Below are 16,196 nucleotides of genomic sequence, written 5' to 3'. Positions count from 1 at the left end.
CCGCCGATATCGCGGTGCCAGACATGGCGGTGGGCATCTACGACTGGGCGCTGCTGCGCAATGTGGCGACCGGCGACTGGCAACTGGCGCACTGGGGGGATGAAGCGGGACTGGCCAACCGGCTGGCCTGGCTTGAGCAACAACAGGCCAAACCGGCCCCCGCTTTTGCCTTGCAGGGGTCGTGGCAGAGCAATATGAGCCGCGCCGAGTATGGCGAAAAGTTTGCCCGTATTCAGGAATATCTCGCAGCGGGGGATTGCTACCAGATCAACCTGACCCAGCGTTTCAGCGCCCCCTATCAGGGGGATGAGTGGCAGGCCTATTGCCTGCTGGCCACCGCCAACAAGGCCCCCTTCTCAGCCTTTATCCGCCTGCCGGACAGCGCGCTGCTGAGCCTCTCCCCCGAGCGGTTCCTGCTGCTCGATGGCCGCCATATCGAAACCAAACCCATCAAAGGCACTCGCCCTCGCCACCCTGATCCGGCCACCGATCGGCAAGTCGCGCGGGAGCTGGCGCAGGCCGACAAGGACAGATCAGAGAATCTGATGATCGTTGATCTGCTGCGCAACGATATAGGTCGGGTCAGCCGGCCTGGCTCGGTCAGCGTGCCTCATCTCTTTGCGGTGGAGTCGTTTCCGGCGGTACATCATCTGGTCTCCACCATCCACGGTGAGCTGGATGCACGCTGGCAAGGGGTCGATCTGCTGCGGGCCTGTTTCCCGGGCGGCTCCATCACCGGCGCACCCAAGATCCGCGCCATGGAGATCATCGAAGAGCTGGAACCCCAGCGTCGCAACGCCTATTGCGGCAGCATCGGCTATCTCAGCCAGCATGGTCGGATGGACACCAGCATCTGCATTCGTACCCTGATCGCCGAAGCGGGTCGCCTGCACTGCTGGGCCGGTGGCGGCATCATCGCCGACTCCGACGCCGACAGCGAATATCAGGAGACCTATGACAAGGTCGCCCGCATCCTGCCGCCGCTGTCGGCGCTGTAACCCTCCCCACTGTCAGGCCAACGCACAGGAGAGCTCCCCGCCATGGATCGCCACGAACTGCTGACCCGCTTCCAGTTGCAGCGACCCGCCCCGGCCCATCGCCTCGCCATCGGCGGGCTCAGTCCGGCTGCGGTGTTGATCCCGGTGGTGATGCGCGATGAGGGGCTCAGCGTGTTATTGACCCGGCGCAGCCCACGGCTGCGTCATCATGGGGGGCAGATCAGCTTCCCCGGCGGGCGACAGGATCCCGGCGACGAAAACCTCATTGCCACAGCGCTGCGGGAAACCGAAGAGGAGCTCGGCATTCCGGCCCAACTGATTGAAGTGATCGGCACCCTCAACCCCCTCAATACGGTGTCACGATTCGAGGTACTGCCGGTGCTGGGGCTGCTCGATGGCAACTATCCCCTCATCCTGAGTCCGGATGAGGTGGATCACGCCTTCGAAGTGCCGCTGACCCATCTGCTGGATCGGCGCAACCACATCCCCCTGACCCTTTCCAGAGGGGGGAAAGCGCACACCATCTACTGGATCCCCTGGCAACAGCACTTTATCTGGGGGGCTACCGCCAGCATGATCAACCAGCTAGCCCAGCATCTCGCAAAATAACAATTTACTTACATTTGACTGAGCGAGATTTAATCATTAACACTAAAATAACGTGCCAATTGATAAACAATAATTGAATTTTTCTTGTTTTGATCACATTTCCATAAGAAAGTGCGGTTTTTCGTGCCGTAAAGATGAATTTGATCAACATTTTTGATTAGAAAAACCGTATCCTTGCGCCGACTTAATAAGAACCACACATTCGGGGTGAGATAGATGTCAAACACAGTCACTGGCACGCAGGGAGTTGCGGCGTCAACAGAGCAAGGGATCAGCTCTACTCAAACCACTCGTTGGGAAAAACGCGACTCTACCTGGGTCATCAGTCTGTTCGGGACCGCGGTTGGCGCGGGGATCCTGTTCCTGCCGATCAACGCGGGTATGGGCGGTTTCTGGCCGCTGGTCGTCATGGCGCTGCTGGTAGGCCCCATGACCTATCTGGCTCACCGTGGTCTGGCCCGCTTCGTGCTCTCCTCCAAAAAGCCAAACGCAGACATCACCGAAGTGGTGGAAGAACACTTTGGCGTGGGGGCCGGTAAATTAATCACCCTGCTCTACTTCTTCGCCATCTACCCCATCGTGCTGATCTACGGCGTAGGCATCACCAACACCGTCGAAAGCTTCATGGTCAACCAACTGCAGATGAGTGCCCCGCAGCGCTGGATCCTCTCCATCGTGCTGATCATGGGCATGATGTCGGTGATGCTGGCCGGTGAAAAGCTGATGCTGAAAGTGACCGAGCTGCTGGTTTATCCGCTGATCGCCATTCTGGCCGGTATCTCCCTCTACCTGATCCCGGACTGGACCGGCGCGGCGCTGGAGCAAGTGCCCTCTGCCAAGGATTTCGCCACGACCCTGTGGCTGACCATCCCGGTACTGGTCTTCTCCTTCAACCACAGCCCGGCCATTTCCAGCTTCTCCCTGGCCCAGCGCCGCGACCACGGTGATCAGGCTGTCGAGAAAGCCGATGCCATCCTCAAGCGTACCGCCATGGTGCTGCTGGGCTTCGTGATGTTCTTCGTCTTCTCTTGCGTCATGAGCCTAACACCGGCCCAGCTGGCAGAAGCCAAGGCTCAGAACATCGCCGTGCTCTCCTATCTGGCTAACCAGCATGCCAGCCCCATCATCTCCTACTTCGGTCCGCTGGTTGCGTTCGTGGCCATCGTCTCCTCCTTCTTCGGCCACTATCTGGGTGCCCGTGAAGGTCTGAAAGGGATGATCGTGCAGAACATGCGCAAGTCCGGCAAAGAGCCGAACGCCAAGAAAGTCGAGATGTTCATCATCGCCTTCTTCATCCTGACCCTGTGGGGCACTGCCATTGCCAACCCTTCCATTCTGGGCATGATTGAATCCTTGGGCGGCCCGATCATCGCTACCATCCTGTTCATCATGCCGATGTACGCCATCAAGCGCGTACCGGCCATGGCGAAGTATCAGGGCCATATCAGCAACGTATTTGTCGCTGTGATGGGGATGATCGCCATCTCCGCCATCCTCTATCAGCTGGTCGGTTAATCCCCCACCTGCCACTGATAACAAAAAGCCAGCCAAACAGTCGGCTGGCTTTTTTATCTCTGCAATCTCTGCATCCGCGATTGCCCTGCTCTCTCCTTATTACTCCCTTTGTTGGATATCTGCATGCTCACCAGCACCATGACTGAGCACGTCGGGTATCAACATGACCCCTCATGCCCGCAGCTCAATATCGCCAACACGTTTACTCCCCCTCACCAAACCATGATGGCGTGTCTGATAGGACGGGTTCATCTGCCGCAGCCAGCCACCTCCATTCTTCTTTGATGCTGTGATGCTGTGATGCTGTGATGCTGTGATTGTCTTAAAGAGCTGGGGTAAGCCATAGCAATCGGCTGTTAGCAGAGCAGACAAAGGTGTGTGACGCACAACAGAGGGAGTAAGCACAACTCGAAGGGACAAAGATAAGGCAGCACCCTGGACAAGGGCGACAGAATGTCCGGCACATCAGCCAATGAGATTGCTCAAAGAGGAAAAGAGAGCAAAGCCGACAATAAAAAGCGCCCTCCGAAGAGGGCGCAAGTGTGTTGCGAAACTGACCGTTGCGAGATCAGGCTTCGCGGCTCGGTACCGGAGCCACATCCTGCAGGGTTTCATCTTCGGCCATGCAAGCTGCGGCGGTGAACAGCACGTCGGTGGAGCTGTTCAGCGCTGTCTCGGCAGAATCCTGCAACACACCGATGATAAAGCCGACAGCAACCACCTGCATGGCGATGTCGTTACTGATGCCAAACAGGCTACAGGCCAGCGGGATCAGCAGCAAGGAACCACCGGCGACACCGGATGCGCCACAGGCACTGATGGTGGCGACCACGGAGAGCAGAATGGCCGTTGCCATGTCCACTTCCATCCCCAGGGTATGTACCGCCGCCATGGCCAGCACAGTGATGGTGATGGCCGCACCCGCCATGTTGATGGTGGCACCCAGCGGGATGGAGACAGCGTAGGTATCTTTGGGCAGGCGCAGTTTTTCACACAGCGCCATGTTGACCGGGATGTTGGCGGCAGAGCTGCGGGTAAAGAAGGCGGTCACGCCACTCTCTTTGAGGCAAGTCAGCACCAGCGGATAAGGGTTGCGCTTGATCTTCCAGAAGACGATCAACGGGTTGACCACAAAGGCGATAAACAGCATGCAGCCGATCAGCACCACCAGCAGTTGGGCATAGCCAAACAGGGCATCGAAGCCGGTCTCTGCCAGCGTGGAGGCAACCAGACCCAGGATCCCAAGCGGAGCACAGCGGATCACCGCTTTCACGATGGCGGAGACACCGTGAGACAGGTCAGTGATCAGCGCCTTGGTGCTCTCGTTGGCATGGCGCATGGCGATACCCAGACCGATAGCCCACGCCAGGATCCCGATATAGTTGGCATCCATCAGCGCCTTGACCGGGTTGGTCACCACGTTGAACAGCAGGGTCTGCAGCACCTCAGTGATCCCGCCTGGCGGGGTGATCTCGGCAGTATTGGCCACCAGATGGAGGTTGGAGGGAAACAGGAAGCTGGCAATCACCGCGACCACGGCCGCAGAGAAGGTACCAAACAGGTAGAGCGCCAGCAGCGGGCGAATATTGGTCTTCTGACCCTGCTTGTGACCAATGATGGCCGCCATCACCAGTACGAATACCAGCAGCGGGGCTACCGCTTTCAGTGCACCAACGAACAGACTGCCGAGCAGGCCTGCCGTTATCGCCCACTCGGGCGCAAACAGTGCCAGCAAGATACCGAATACCAGACCAACCAGGATCTGGCTGACCAGGCTGGTGCTATTAACCAGCCGAAGGAGGGGGTGTTGTTGTGTCATCAAAAAAGTCCCTAAGCACCATAGTGCATGAATCATGAGTCCTGTCTGCAACCACTCATCGGGAGACCCCTGTCGCCCGGATGTGGTGTCTGTGGCCAGCCTTCTGTCGGGCCGATCCGCCAGTCACCGGATTGCATGACGGAATATCCCATTCACCATCTTTTTTTTCCAGAGACTCACCAAAAAATATCCCGTTTCCATCACAAAAAACCGCAACAAAACCCTAACTACAGCGCAACCACCCATTTTTGTACGTTTTATCGACACTCTCTGCCCTCACCCTCACGACCATTCCTATGCCACCCGTGACCGTGTCGCTGTGCTATCATCCCCCATTTGCCGCGGAGCCTTGCCATGATCCCATCCCTGCTCAACCAATATTTTGGTTTCTCCGCACTCAGGCCAGGTCAGGAAGCGGTGATCAGCCGGGTGCTGGCAGGTCAGAGTGCCGCCGCCATCTTTCCCACCGGCTCCGGCAAGTCCCTCTGTTATCAACTGCCAGCCCTCGCCCTGCCTCACCTGACCCTGGTTATCTCTCCGCTACTGGCGCTGATGCACGATCAGCTCGCCTTCCTTAAAAGCAAGGGAATAAGCGCCGCCACCCTCGACTCAAGCCAGAGCCCGGAGGAGAGCCAACGAGTGATGCAGCAGGCGCTGGATGGCCAGCTCAAGATCCTGATGATTTCGGTAGAGCGACTCAAAAACGAGCGCTTTCGCCGCTTTATCCAGCAAGTGCCGCTCTCGCTGCTGGTCGTCGATGAGGCACACTGTATCTCGGAGTGGGGCCACAACTTTCGCCCCGACTACCTCAAGCTGCCGAGCTATCGCCATGACCTGAAGATCCCGCAGGTGTTGCTGCTGACGGCCACCGCCACACCGGCGGTTATTCAGGATATGCAGACCAAATTCGGCATAGCGCCGGAGGGGGTCGTGGTCACCGGTTTCTACCGCCCCAATCTTGATCTGGCGGTCATTCCCCGGTCGCCCGATGCGCGGGATAGCTGGCTCGCGCAGGAGTTGGCCAACGATCCAAGGGCCCCCACCATCGTCTACGTCACCTTGCAACACACCGCAGAAGCCTGTGCCGAGCAACTCATTAGAGAAGGGATCAACGCCCGCGCCTATCATGCCGGACTCGACTCGGCGCTGCGCAGCCAGATCCAGCACGACTTCATGGCGGGCAAGGTGGACTGCATCGTCGCCACCATCGCCTTTGGCATGGGGATCGACAAAGCAGATATCCGGCGGGTCATTCACTACGATCTGCCCAAATCTATCGAGAACTACAGCCAGGAGATTGGCCGGGCCGGACGGGATGGCCAACCATCGCGCTGTATCGTGCTGGCCAACCAGAGCCAGCTGCCGGTGCTGGAGAACTTCGTCTACGGCGATACGCCGGATTTGAGTGCCATCCTCCAGCTCCTTGCCCTCATCAAACAGAGCGGGAGCGAGTGGGAATTCACCCTGCTGCGCCTCTCCAACGACACCAATATCCGCCAGTTGCCCCTTAAAACCCTGCTGGTCTATCTGGAGATGGCAGGCATCATCACCCCGGCCTACAGCTACTACGCCGACTACCGCTTCAAGTTTGTGCTGGATAAAGGCGAGATAGTGAGTCGCTTCAATCCGGATCGTCGCCAGTTTCTGGAGCAGCTGTTCGCCTGCGCCCCGCAAGCGCGCAGTTGGTGCACCATGGACTTTGACGCCCTCTGGCAGGGCTATCAGGGGGAGCGGCAGCGGGCCGTTGCGGCGCTCGACTACCTGCAGCAGCAAGGCTGGATCGAGCTTGAAAGCAAACAGATGACCGAGGTCTACCGGATCACCCGTCAGGAATGGGACAACGAGCAGGAAGCAAATGCCCTGCATGCCCTGTTCCTGCAAAAAGAGCAGAGCGAGCTGGCCAGACTGCAAGCCATGCTCGACTTTTTCACCTCAAGTGAGTGCCTGAGCCACCGCCTCGCCCGCTATTTTGCCGATGAGGTGGCGCCGGTTCATTGCGGCCACTGTTCGGTTTGTCGTGGCGAGGTGGCACATCTCCCGCCCCTGCCCCCACTGACCATACCAAACGAGGCGGGGATCCGTGCCTGGTGCGATCCGCTGATTGCCAAGACAGGTTCGGTGGATGCTCGTGTTCTGGCCCGTTTCCTGTGCGGTATCGCCACACCGCTGACCAGCCGGGTCAAAGCCAAATCGCTGGCGGGCGCAGGCCAATTGGCCGCCCACCCGTTTGCCCGCGTCCTCGCGGCCGTGCAACAAGCCTACCCTTGCTAGATGAGTGCTGGCGGCGTCAATAGCCACCAGCAGAAACAAGCGTTTACAGACACAGAAAAAGAAGACCCTCGCGGTTGCGAGGGTCAAGCCAACGGAAACGTGCTTAAACAGAGCTTGGTGAGGCAACAGTCAACTCTCTTGCTAAAGCGTCTTGCTGCTCACACATCGCCAATCTAGGGCACTCAAAATGTAGCGTCAATGTAAAAATTAGAGCCAAAACTCCAAACAAAGTAACTTACGTTGACGTTCACGTAATGACATTCTCATCCATAACCTCGCCAACCCGCAGCCCCATTGCCTTTCGTCAAAGCCCTTAATCTTTTCGCAATAAGTTCCCTGTTTCCCATAAACATTTATTTTTTATGTCTTTGACATTTGCCTCACTATCGTGGCAAAAATAATTTAACAGTCAGTAACATAGCGGTGTTGTTGACTGACCCTCCCCGCAAAAGGATCGGGCAGGTTTCTTCAGAATTTAACCTATCAACCGTGATGGATTACTGGAGTCTGTTGACTAGGCTTTAAAAGCGCACAACACAAAAGCAGTCATCCACTTTTTTCAGGGTAAGCGACTATAACGAGGGCAAAGTTATGGGCATATTCGAGCATTACCAACAGCGATATGAAAAAGCGAGAGAAGAGGAATATACCATCCAGGAGTTCCTGGATATGTGTAAGCAGGATAAAGCCTGCTACGCCTCCGCAGCCGAACGTCTGCTGACCGCCATCGGTGAGCCGGAGATGGTAGACACCTCAGCCAACCCCAGACTGAGCCGACTCTTCTCCAACCGCGTCGTGGCACGCTATCCCGCCTTCAAAGATTTCTACGGGATGGAAGAGGCCATCGAACAGATCGTCTCCTACCTCAAACACTCCGCCCAAGGGCTGGAGGAGAAGAAACAGATCCTCTATCTGCTGGGCCCCGTTGGCGGCGGTAAATCCTCGCTGGCAGAGAAACTCAAATCCCTGATGCAGAAGGTGCCCATCTATCGCATCAAGGGCTCACCGGTCAACGATCACCCCTTCTGCCTGTTCGACATCGAAGAGGATGGGGAGATACTGGAAAAAGAGTACGGTATCCCGCGCCGTTACCTGCGTCCCATCATGTCCCCCTGGGTGGCCAAACGCCTGCATGAATTTGGCGGCGACATCACCAAGTTCAAGGTGGAGAAGGTCAACCCCTCCATCCTCGATCAAATCGCCATCGCCAAAACGGAACCGGGTGATGACAACAACCAGGATATCTCCTCACTGGTCGGCAAGGTAGACATCCGCATGCTGGAGCACTTCGCCCAGGATGACGCCGATGCCTACTCCTACTCAGGTGCGCTGTGTAAAGCGAACCAGGGGGTGATGGAGTTTGTGGAGATGTTCAAGGCCCCCATCAAGGTGCTGCACCCGCTGCTGACGGCAACCCAGGAGGGTAACTACAACGGTACCGAAGGGCTCTCCGCCCTCCCCTTTGACGGCATTCTGCTGGCCCACTCCAACGAATCCGAGTGGCAGCAGTTCCGCAACAACAAGAACAACGAGGCCTTCCTCGACCGGGTCTACATCGTCAAGGTGCCTTACTGCCTGCGCGTCTCGGAAGAGGTGAAGATCTACGAGAAACTGCTGATCAACAGCGAATTGACCGAGGCCAAATGCGCCCCGGGCACCCTCGAGCTGCTGGGCCAGTTTTCTGTGTTGTCACGGCTGAAAGAGCCGGAAAACTCCAGCATCTACTCCAAGATGCGGGTCTATGATGGCGAAAGCCTGAAAGACACCGATCCCAAGGCGAAGAGCTATCAGGAGTATCGCGACTACGCCGGTGTGGACGAGGGGATGAATGGTCTCTCAACCCGCTTCGCGTTCAAGATCCTCTCCCGCGTCTTCAACTTCGACCACGCGGAAGTGGCTGCCAACCCGGTGCACCTCTTCTATGTGCTGGAGCAGCAGATCGAGCGCGAGCAGTTCCCGCAAGAGCTGCACGATCGCTACCTTGAGTTCATCAAGGGTTATCTGACTCCGCGTTATGTGGAGTTCATCGGCAAGGAGATCCAGACAGCCTATCTCGAGTCCTACTCCGAGTACGGTCAGAACATCTTTGATCGCTACGTCACCTACGCCGACTTCTGGATCCAGGATCAGGAGTACCGTGACCCCGAAACCGGCCAGCTGTTTGACAGAGCGTCTCTCAACAGCGAGCTGGAGAAAATTGAAAAACCCGCCGGGATCAGCAACCCGAAAGATTTCCGTAACGAAATCGTCAACTTCGTGCTGCGTGCCCGGGCCAACAATGCAGGCCGTAACCCCAACTGGACCAGTTACGAGAAGCTGCGCACCGTGATCGAGAAGAAGATGTTCTCCAACACGGAAGAGCTGCTGCCGGTTATCTCCTTCAACAGCAAAACCTCGGCCGAGGAGCAGAAGAAGCACGATAACTTTGTCGAACGGATGATGGAGAAAGGCTACACCCGCAAACAGGTGCGACTGCTCTCCGAATGGTATCTCAGGGTACGCAAGTCATCCTGACCCTGACTGTTCAAGGGGGAGTTATGGCGCATTTTATCGACCGCAGGCTCAACGGCAAAAACAAAAGCGCTGTCAATCGGCAGCGCTTCATCCGCCGCTACAAGAAGCAGATAAAACAAGCGGTCTCGGATGCTGTCTCCAAGCGCAGCATTCAGGACGTAGACAAGGGCGAGAGCATCAGCATCCCGACCAAGGATATCGGCGAGCCCCATTTTCATCAGGGGCACGGTGGTAAACGGGAGATGGTGCATCCCGGCAATGACCAGTTCGTCTCCGGCGACAAGATTGACCGTCCCAAAGGAGGGGGCGGCGGACAGGGTTCCGGCGAGGGACAGGCATCCAATCAGGGTGAAGGGGCCGATGATTTCGTGTTCCAGATCTCCAAGGATGAGTATCTCGATCTGCTGTTTGAAGATCTGGAGCTGCCCAGGCTGCAGAAAACCCAGCTCAATCAGCTGATGGAGGTCAAAACCTATCGGGCGGGCTACACCTCAAACGGGGTGCCCGCCAACATCAACGTGGTGCGTTCCCTGCAAAATTCGCTGGCGCGGCGCATGGCGCTGCAAGCGGGCAAGAAACGCCAACTGCACGAACTGGAAGAGCGGCTGGCTCTGCTGGCCACCGATCCCAACGAGCACTTTGCCGAAATAGCCCTGCTCGAGAAGGAGATCAGGGAGCTGAAACGGCGGATTGATGCGGTGCCGTTTATTGACACCTTCGATCTCAAGTTCAACAACTTCGTCAAACGGCCCGTCCCCTCCAGCCAGGCGGTGATGTTCTGTCTGATGGACGTCTCGGGCTCCATGGATCAGGCCACCAAGGAGATGGCCAAGCGTTTCTATATCCTGCTCTATCTGTTCCTGAGCCGGACCTATAAGAACGTCGAGGTGGTCTATATCCGCCACCATACCCAGGCCAAGGAGGTGGACGAGCACGAGTTCTTCTACTCCCAGGAGACTGGCGGCACCATCGTCTCCAGCGCCCTCAAGATGATGAATGACATCATCAACGAGCGTTACCCCGCCAACCAGTGGAACATCTATGCGGCGCAGGCATCGGATGGTGACAACTGGGCTGATGACTCACCGCAATGCAGGGAGATCCTGGCGCGGGACATCATGCCAAGGGTGCGGTACTACTCCTACATCGAGATCACCACCCGTGCCCACCAGACCCTGTGGCACGAATATGAGTCAGTAGCCAGCCAGTTCCCCCACTTTGCGATGGAGCACATTCGCAAGGTCGAGGATATCTATCCGGTGTTCCGCGAGCTGTTCAAGAAACAAGCGGCGTGAGGAGGTCACATGATCGAAACAGAAAAACGTGTAGCGCCACTGGATGACGGACCAGACTGGAACTTCGATCTGCTGGAGACCTATCACCAGGAGATCGCCCGGGTCGCCCGTTTCTACAAGCTGGACACCTACCCCAACCAGATCGAGGTGATCACCGCCGAGCAGATGATGGATGCCTACTCCAGCGTCGGCATGCCCATCGGCTATCAACACTGGTCGTTCGGCAAGCGCTTTATCCATACCGAGCGCAACTACAAGCGCGGCCAGATGGGGCTGGCCTACGAGATCGTCATCAATTCCGATCCCTGCATCGCCTACCTGATGGAGGAGAACACCATGCCGATGCAGGCGCTGGTGATGGCACACGCCTGCTACGGTCACAACTCCTTCTTCAAGAACAACTACCTGTTCAAGGCCTGGACCGATGCCTCCTCCATCATTGACTACCTGTTGTTCGCCAAGAACTACATCACCCAGTGTGAAGAGAAGCATGGCATCGAGGCGGTAGAACAGCTGCTCGACTCCTGCCATGCCCTGATGAACTTCGGGGTGGATCGCTACAAGCGGCCCCAGAAGATCTCGATGGCCGAGGAGAAACGGCGCCAGAAGGCACGAGAAGACTACCTGCAGACCCAGGTCAACGAGCTGTGGCGAACCCTGCCCAAGCAGCATAAAGCGGCTGGTGTGGAAGACAGGCGCTACCCCGCCGAGCCCCAGGAGAACATTCTCTACTTCATCGAGAAGAATGCCCCCTTGCTGGAGCCCTGGCAGCGGGAAGTGGTACGAATAGTGCGCAAAATCAGCCAATATTTCTATCCGCAAAAGCAGACCCAGGTGATGAACGAGGGGTGGGCCACCTTCTGGCACTACACCATCCTCAATCACCTCTATGACGAGGGCAAGCTGAGCGATCGCTTCATGATGGAGGTGCTGCACAGCCACACCAACGTGGTCTATCAACCGGCCTACAACAGCCGCTACTACTCGGGGATCAACCCCTATGCGCTGGGGTTTGCCATGTTTACTGACCTGCGCCGCATCTGCGAGAACCCGACCGAGGAAGATAGATACTGGTTCCCCGACTATGCCGGCAGCAACTGGGTCGAAACCCTCCACTTTGCCATGCAGAACTTCAAGGATGAGAGCTTTATCAGCCAGTTCCTCAGTCCCAAGGTGATGCGCGACATGAAGCTGTTCGCTATTGATGACGATGATCTGAAGAACTATCTGAAGGTCTCCGCCATTCACAATGACGAAGGCTATCGTCAAGTGCGCAATACTCTGTCGGCCCAATACAACCTCAGCAATCTGGAACCCAATATTCAGGTCTACAACGTTGCCGTGAAGGGGGATCGCTCCCTCACCCTGCGCTATGTGCCCCACAACCGCATACCCCTTGGCGACTCACGCCATGAGGTGCTCAAACACCTGCATCAACTGTGGGGATTCGACGTGGTGCTGGAGCAGGATAACGGCGAGCTGCCGCCCGATATCATCGGCCGCTGCCCGGAGCGCAAACCGGGGATCTGACCCATGCCCCTAGATCTCTACGGCCCACTTCGGTGGGCCATTTTTTCGGCCTTCGCCTCTGCCTGCATCATCGCAGCACCACCTGAATAACCCGAACAAGCCACAACATAAAAAGAGGCCCGCATGGTGTGCGGGCCTCGTGGTCTTGCGGTCAATCTGCAGCGGTTATCAGTAGAAGGTCTGCTGCTCTGCGGCCATTGCCTTGAGGCGGGCACAGGGGGCAAACCGGTCGCCATGGCGCTTCTGGTAATACTCCAGACGGCCAACCAGGTGATCAATTCCTAAGGTGTCCATGTAGCGGAACGGGCCGCCAAGGAATGGCGGGAAGCCGATGCCGAAGATGGCCCCGATATCGCCATCACGGGCCGACGCCACCACACCGCTATCCAACGCCATGGCCGCTTCGTTGAGCATCAGCAGCACGCAGCGCTCGGCGATCTCCTGACGGGCCAGCTTGGCAGAAGGCTTGATGCCAAGCACGCCATAGACGCTCTCGTCCACCGTCTTCTTGCCCTCTTTGCCGGTCAGCTTGTTGCGCGGTGCCGCCTTGCCATAGAGGTAGAAGCCCTTGCCATTCTTGCGTCCCTTGCGATCGTTTTGCAGCAGCTTGTCGAACGCCTTGGGCGCCTGGAACTGCTCGCCGCCCAGCTCTTTCTCGAGGATTGGGGAGATCTTGGCGCCCACATCGATACCGACCTCATCAAGCAAGGTGATGGGGCCAACCGGGAAGCCAAAGTCCAGCAGCGCGCTATCCAGCACCTCTACCGGCTCGCCTTCCAGCACCAGTCGCGCCGCTTCATTCATGTAGGGCGCCAGGATGCGGTTGACGTAGAAACCGGCTTCGTCCTTCACCACAATAGGCGTTTTACCCTGAGCACGGGCAAAAGCCAGGGTGGTGGCGACCGTCTCGGCACTGGTGCCAGCGTGGGGGATGATCTCCGCCAGCGGCATCTTGTCTACCGGGCTGAAGTAATGCAGCCCCACGACCCGCTCCGGATGTGCCGCCTCTGTCGCAATCTGGTTAATGGGCAAGGAAGAGGTATTGGAGGCAAACACTGTGTGTTCACCGCACTCTCGCTCCACGTCCTTCACCATCTGGTGTTTGAGATTGAGATCTTCAAACACCGCCTCAACCACCATGTCCACCCGGTGAAAACCGGAGTAGTCGAGGGTACCGGTCAACAGGCTCATCTGCTTTTCCAATTCGCTGCGCAGGATGTGACGGCGCTTGAGCTTCTTGGCCAGAATGTCATAGCTGTAGCGCATGGCATTGCCGATGCCACTACTTGCCACATCCTTGATCCGCACAGGTACGCCCGCCTTGGTAGCGGTGACGAACGCAATGCCGCCCCCCATCAGACCACCGCCCAGCACGGCCGCGTGGCCCACCTTGCGCGGCTCGGCCCCCTGATAGGTGACCTCTTTCTTCATCTCAGTGGTGGCAAAGAAGATGGAACGCAGGGCGGCAGACTCAGCAGTCATCACCAGCTCGCCAAAGTGGCGGGATTCAGCGGCCAGACCGGCCTTCATCCCCTCCTCCACGCCGATGCGCACAACATCCAGGATCCGCTCCGGCGCCGGGTAGTTGCCACGGGTCTTGGCTTTCACCCCCTTGCTGGCCTGATCGAACAGCACCTTGCGGCCCAGCTTGTTGGTCTCCAGCACCTTGCCCTGCAGATCCCGTTTCAACTGATGGCGCGGTTTGCCCTTCTTGGCCAGCTTGATGGCAGCATCCAGCAAGATTGACGGCGGTACCACATCGTCCACCAGTCCCAATTTCTTGGCTTGTTTGGCCCGCACCTGCTTGCCGGTCAGCATCAGATCCAGTGCCTTGGCCACCCCGATGAGACGTGGCAGACGCTGGGTACCGCCAGAACCCGGCAACAGACCGAGCTGCACTTCCGGCAATCCCAGCACAGATTTGCCATGATCAGTCACCACTCGGCCATGACAAGCCAGCGCCAGCTCCAGCCCGCCACCGAGGCAGGGGCCGTGAATGGCGGCGATCACCGGAATGGTCAGCCCCTCGATCTCGGCAAAGATCTCCTGCCCTTCTCGCGACAGGGTCTCGGCATCCTTGGCACTGGTGCAGGCGGCCAGCATGGTGATGTCAGCGCCAGCGATGAAGGAGTCCTTTTTGCCGGAGGTGATCACCAGACCGATCAAATCCTTGTTGCGTTTCACTTCGGCCAGCACGGTGCGGATCTCCTCCACAAAGGCGGCCTTGAGGGTATTCATGCTCTCGCCCGGCACATCCATGGTGAGGATGCCGATGCCATCTTTGCGAACATCCAGGGAAAAAGTCTTAGCGCTCATAATTCAACCTCCAACACCATAGCCACGCCCAATCCACCCGCCGCACAGGCGGTGTTGAGCCCCAGTCCCCCGCCGCGACGACGCAGCTCATGCAAGGTCTGGGTGATCATCCGCGCACCGGTCGCGGCAAAGGGGTGGCCATAGGCCAGCGAACCGCCGAGGACGTTGAACTTCTCCATGTCCACCTCGCCGATGGCCTGATCGCGGCCCAGCTTGTCACGGGCAAACTCGTGGCTGGCAAACATCTTGAGGTTGGCCAGCGTCTGGGCGGCAAAGGCTTCGTGCATGTCGATCAGGGTCAGATCGCTGAGCGTGATGCCGGCTCTGTCCAGCGCCAGCGGCGTGGCGTAGGAGGGCCCCATCAGCATGTCCTGCCACACATCGATGGCCGAAAAAGCGAAGCTGCGGATATAGCCAAGCGGTTCGAGGCCAAGCTCTTTCGCCCGACCTTCCCGCATCAACAGCACGGCAGCAGCGCCATCGGTCAGCGGGGTGGCATTGGCAGCAGTGACTGTGCCATGAACCCGGTCAAACACCGGCTTGAGCTTGGCGTAACTCGCCAGATCCGAGCTCTCACGGATATTGTTGTCCCGCTCCAGCGGTGACTTGTAAGGCGGTACATGGGCGGTAAACACCTCGCCGCTGAGCTTGCCATCGGCCCAAGCCTGCGCGGCCAGAGTGTGGGAGCGATGAGCCAGCGCATCTTGCGCCTCGCGGCTGATCTGGTGACTCTTGGCCATCTGCTCGGCGGTCTGTCCCATGGATAGACCGGTCGAATATTCCGCCACCGCAGGCGGCACCGGCAGCAGATCCTTGACCCGCAACTGGCGCAAAATGTTGAAGCGCTGCTGCAGATTGCGCGCCTTGTTGAGATCCACCAGGGCGCGGGCCAGCTTCTTGCTCACCCCGATGGGCAGCACGGAAGAGGAGTCAGCGCCGCCGGCGATGGCGATGTCTACGGTACCGGTCATGATGGATTCGGTGACGTTGGCCACCGCCTGGAAACTGGTGGCGCAGGCGCGGGAGACGCTATAGGCATCGGTATTGACGCTCATGCCGGTACCGAGCACGATTTCGCGGGCAATATTGGGGGCTTCCGGCATCTGAACCACCTGACCAAACACCAGCTGGTCGATAAGCTTTGGGTCGAGATCGGTACGGGCAAGCATCTCGCTCACCACCAGTTTGCCGAGATCGACTGCAGGCACGCCATGAAAGGCGGTAGCCTGCTTGGCAAAGGGGGTACGCAGCCCCGCCACGACGGCAATCCGTTCGCCCTGGCGAGTCGTCAGTTTCAATGGCTGTTTCATCCTGGCTCCTTGGTTTAAA

The 16,196-nt window shown here is 58.0% G+C and carries 10 protein-coding genes; 7 read left to right on the top strand and 3 right to left on the bottom strand.

Features of this window, described 5'->3' with window-relative positions; all coding sequences use genetic code 11:
- The 3 genes from pabB to L972_RS18825 all read left to right on the top strand — a co-directional run.
- Positions 1–998 (top strand): aminodeoxychorismate synthase component I (gene pabB / locus L972_RS18835; protein ID WP_081990764.1); only part of this gene is annotated, 998 nt, incomplete at its 5' end.
- A gap of 42 nt (positions 999–1,040) precedes the next feature.
- Positions 1,041–1,607 (top strand): CoA pyrophosphatase, encoded by a 567-nt coding sequence (locus L972_RS18830; RefSeq protein WP_047440268.1) that lies wholly within the window; start codon positions 1,041–1,043, stop codon positions 1,605–1,607.
- Positions 1,608–1,823: 216 nt separating this feature from the next.
- Complete coding sequence (locus tag L972_RS18825; RefSeq protein ID WP_047440266.1) at positions 1,824–3,122, top strand: serine/threonine transporter; 1,299 nt, start codon at positions 1,824–1,826, stop codon at positions 3,120–3,122.
- A 568-nt stretch (positions 3,123–3,690) separates the two neighbouring features.
- On the opposite strand, the gene sstT is transcribed toward L972_RS18825, so the two are convergent.
- Entirely contained in the window at positions 3,691–4,941 is a 1,251-nt protein-coding gene (gene sstT, locus L972_RS18820; protein WP_047440264.1) for a serine/threonine transporter SstT, read from the bottom strand.
- A 354-nt stretch (positions 4,942–5,295) separates the two neighbouring features.
- On the opposite strand from sstT, the gene L972_RS18815 reads away from it, so the two are divergent.
- The 4 genes from L972_RS18815 (at position 5,296) to L972_RS18800 (ending at position 12,551) form a co-directional block, all read left to right on the top strand.
- Positions 5,296–7,212: a RecQ family ATP-dependent DNA helicase gene (locus L972_RS18815; protein WP_047440262.1), complete on the top strand. Its 1,917-nt coding sequence runs from the start codon at positions 5,296–5,298 to the stop codon at positions 7,210–7,212.
- 591 nt (positions 7,213–7,803) lie between these two features.
- Entirely contained in the window at positions 7,804–9,726 is a 1,923-nt protein-coding gene (locus L972_RS18810; protein WP_005333223.1) for a PrkA family serine protein kinase, read from the top strand.
- A gap of 23 nt (positions 9,727–9,749) precedes the next feature.
- Entirely contained in the window at positions 9,750–11,021 is a 1,272-nt protein-coding gene (locus L972_RS18805; protein WP_021230168.1) for a YeaH/YhbH family protein, read from the top strand.
- 9 nt (positions 11,022–11,030) lie between these two features.
- Positions 11,031–12,551: a SpoVR family protein gene (locus L972_RS18800; RefSeq protein WP_019445117.1), complete on the top strand. Its 1,521-nt coding sequence runs from the start codon at positions 11,031–11,033 to the stop codon at positions 12,549–12,551.
- Between the two features lie 168 nt (positions 12,552–12,719).
- On the opposite strand, the gene fadJ is transcribed toward L972_RS18800, so the two are convergent.
- Positions 12,720–14,867 carry a fatty acid oxidation complex subunit alpha FadJ gene (fadJ, locus tag L972_RS18795; RefSeq protein WP_047440260.1) on the bottom strand — a complete coding sequence of 716 codons (2,148 nt, stop codon included), beginning with the start codon at positions 14,865–14,867 and terminating at the stop codon, positions 12,720–12,722.
- Entirely contained in the window at positions 14,864–16,177 is a 1,314-nt protein-coding gene (fadI, locus tag L972_RS18790) for an acetyl-CoA C-acyltransferase FadI (protein ID WP_047440258.1), read from the bottom strand. Before fadI ends, fadJ begins: the two co-directional genes overlap by 4 nt.
- Between the last annotated feature and the right edge of the window lie 19 nt (positions 16,178–16,196).

It is taken from the genome of Aeromonas sp. ZOR0001, from assembly GCF_000801015.1.
GTDB lineage: Bacteria > Pseudomonadota > Gammaproteobacteria > Enterobacterales > Aeromonadaceae > Aeromonas > Aeromonas veronii.
This window is presented reverse-complemented; position numbering and strand designations above follow the sequence as displayed.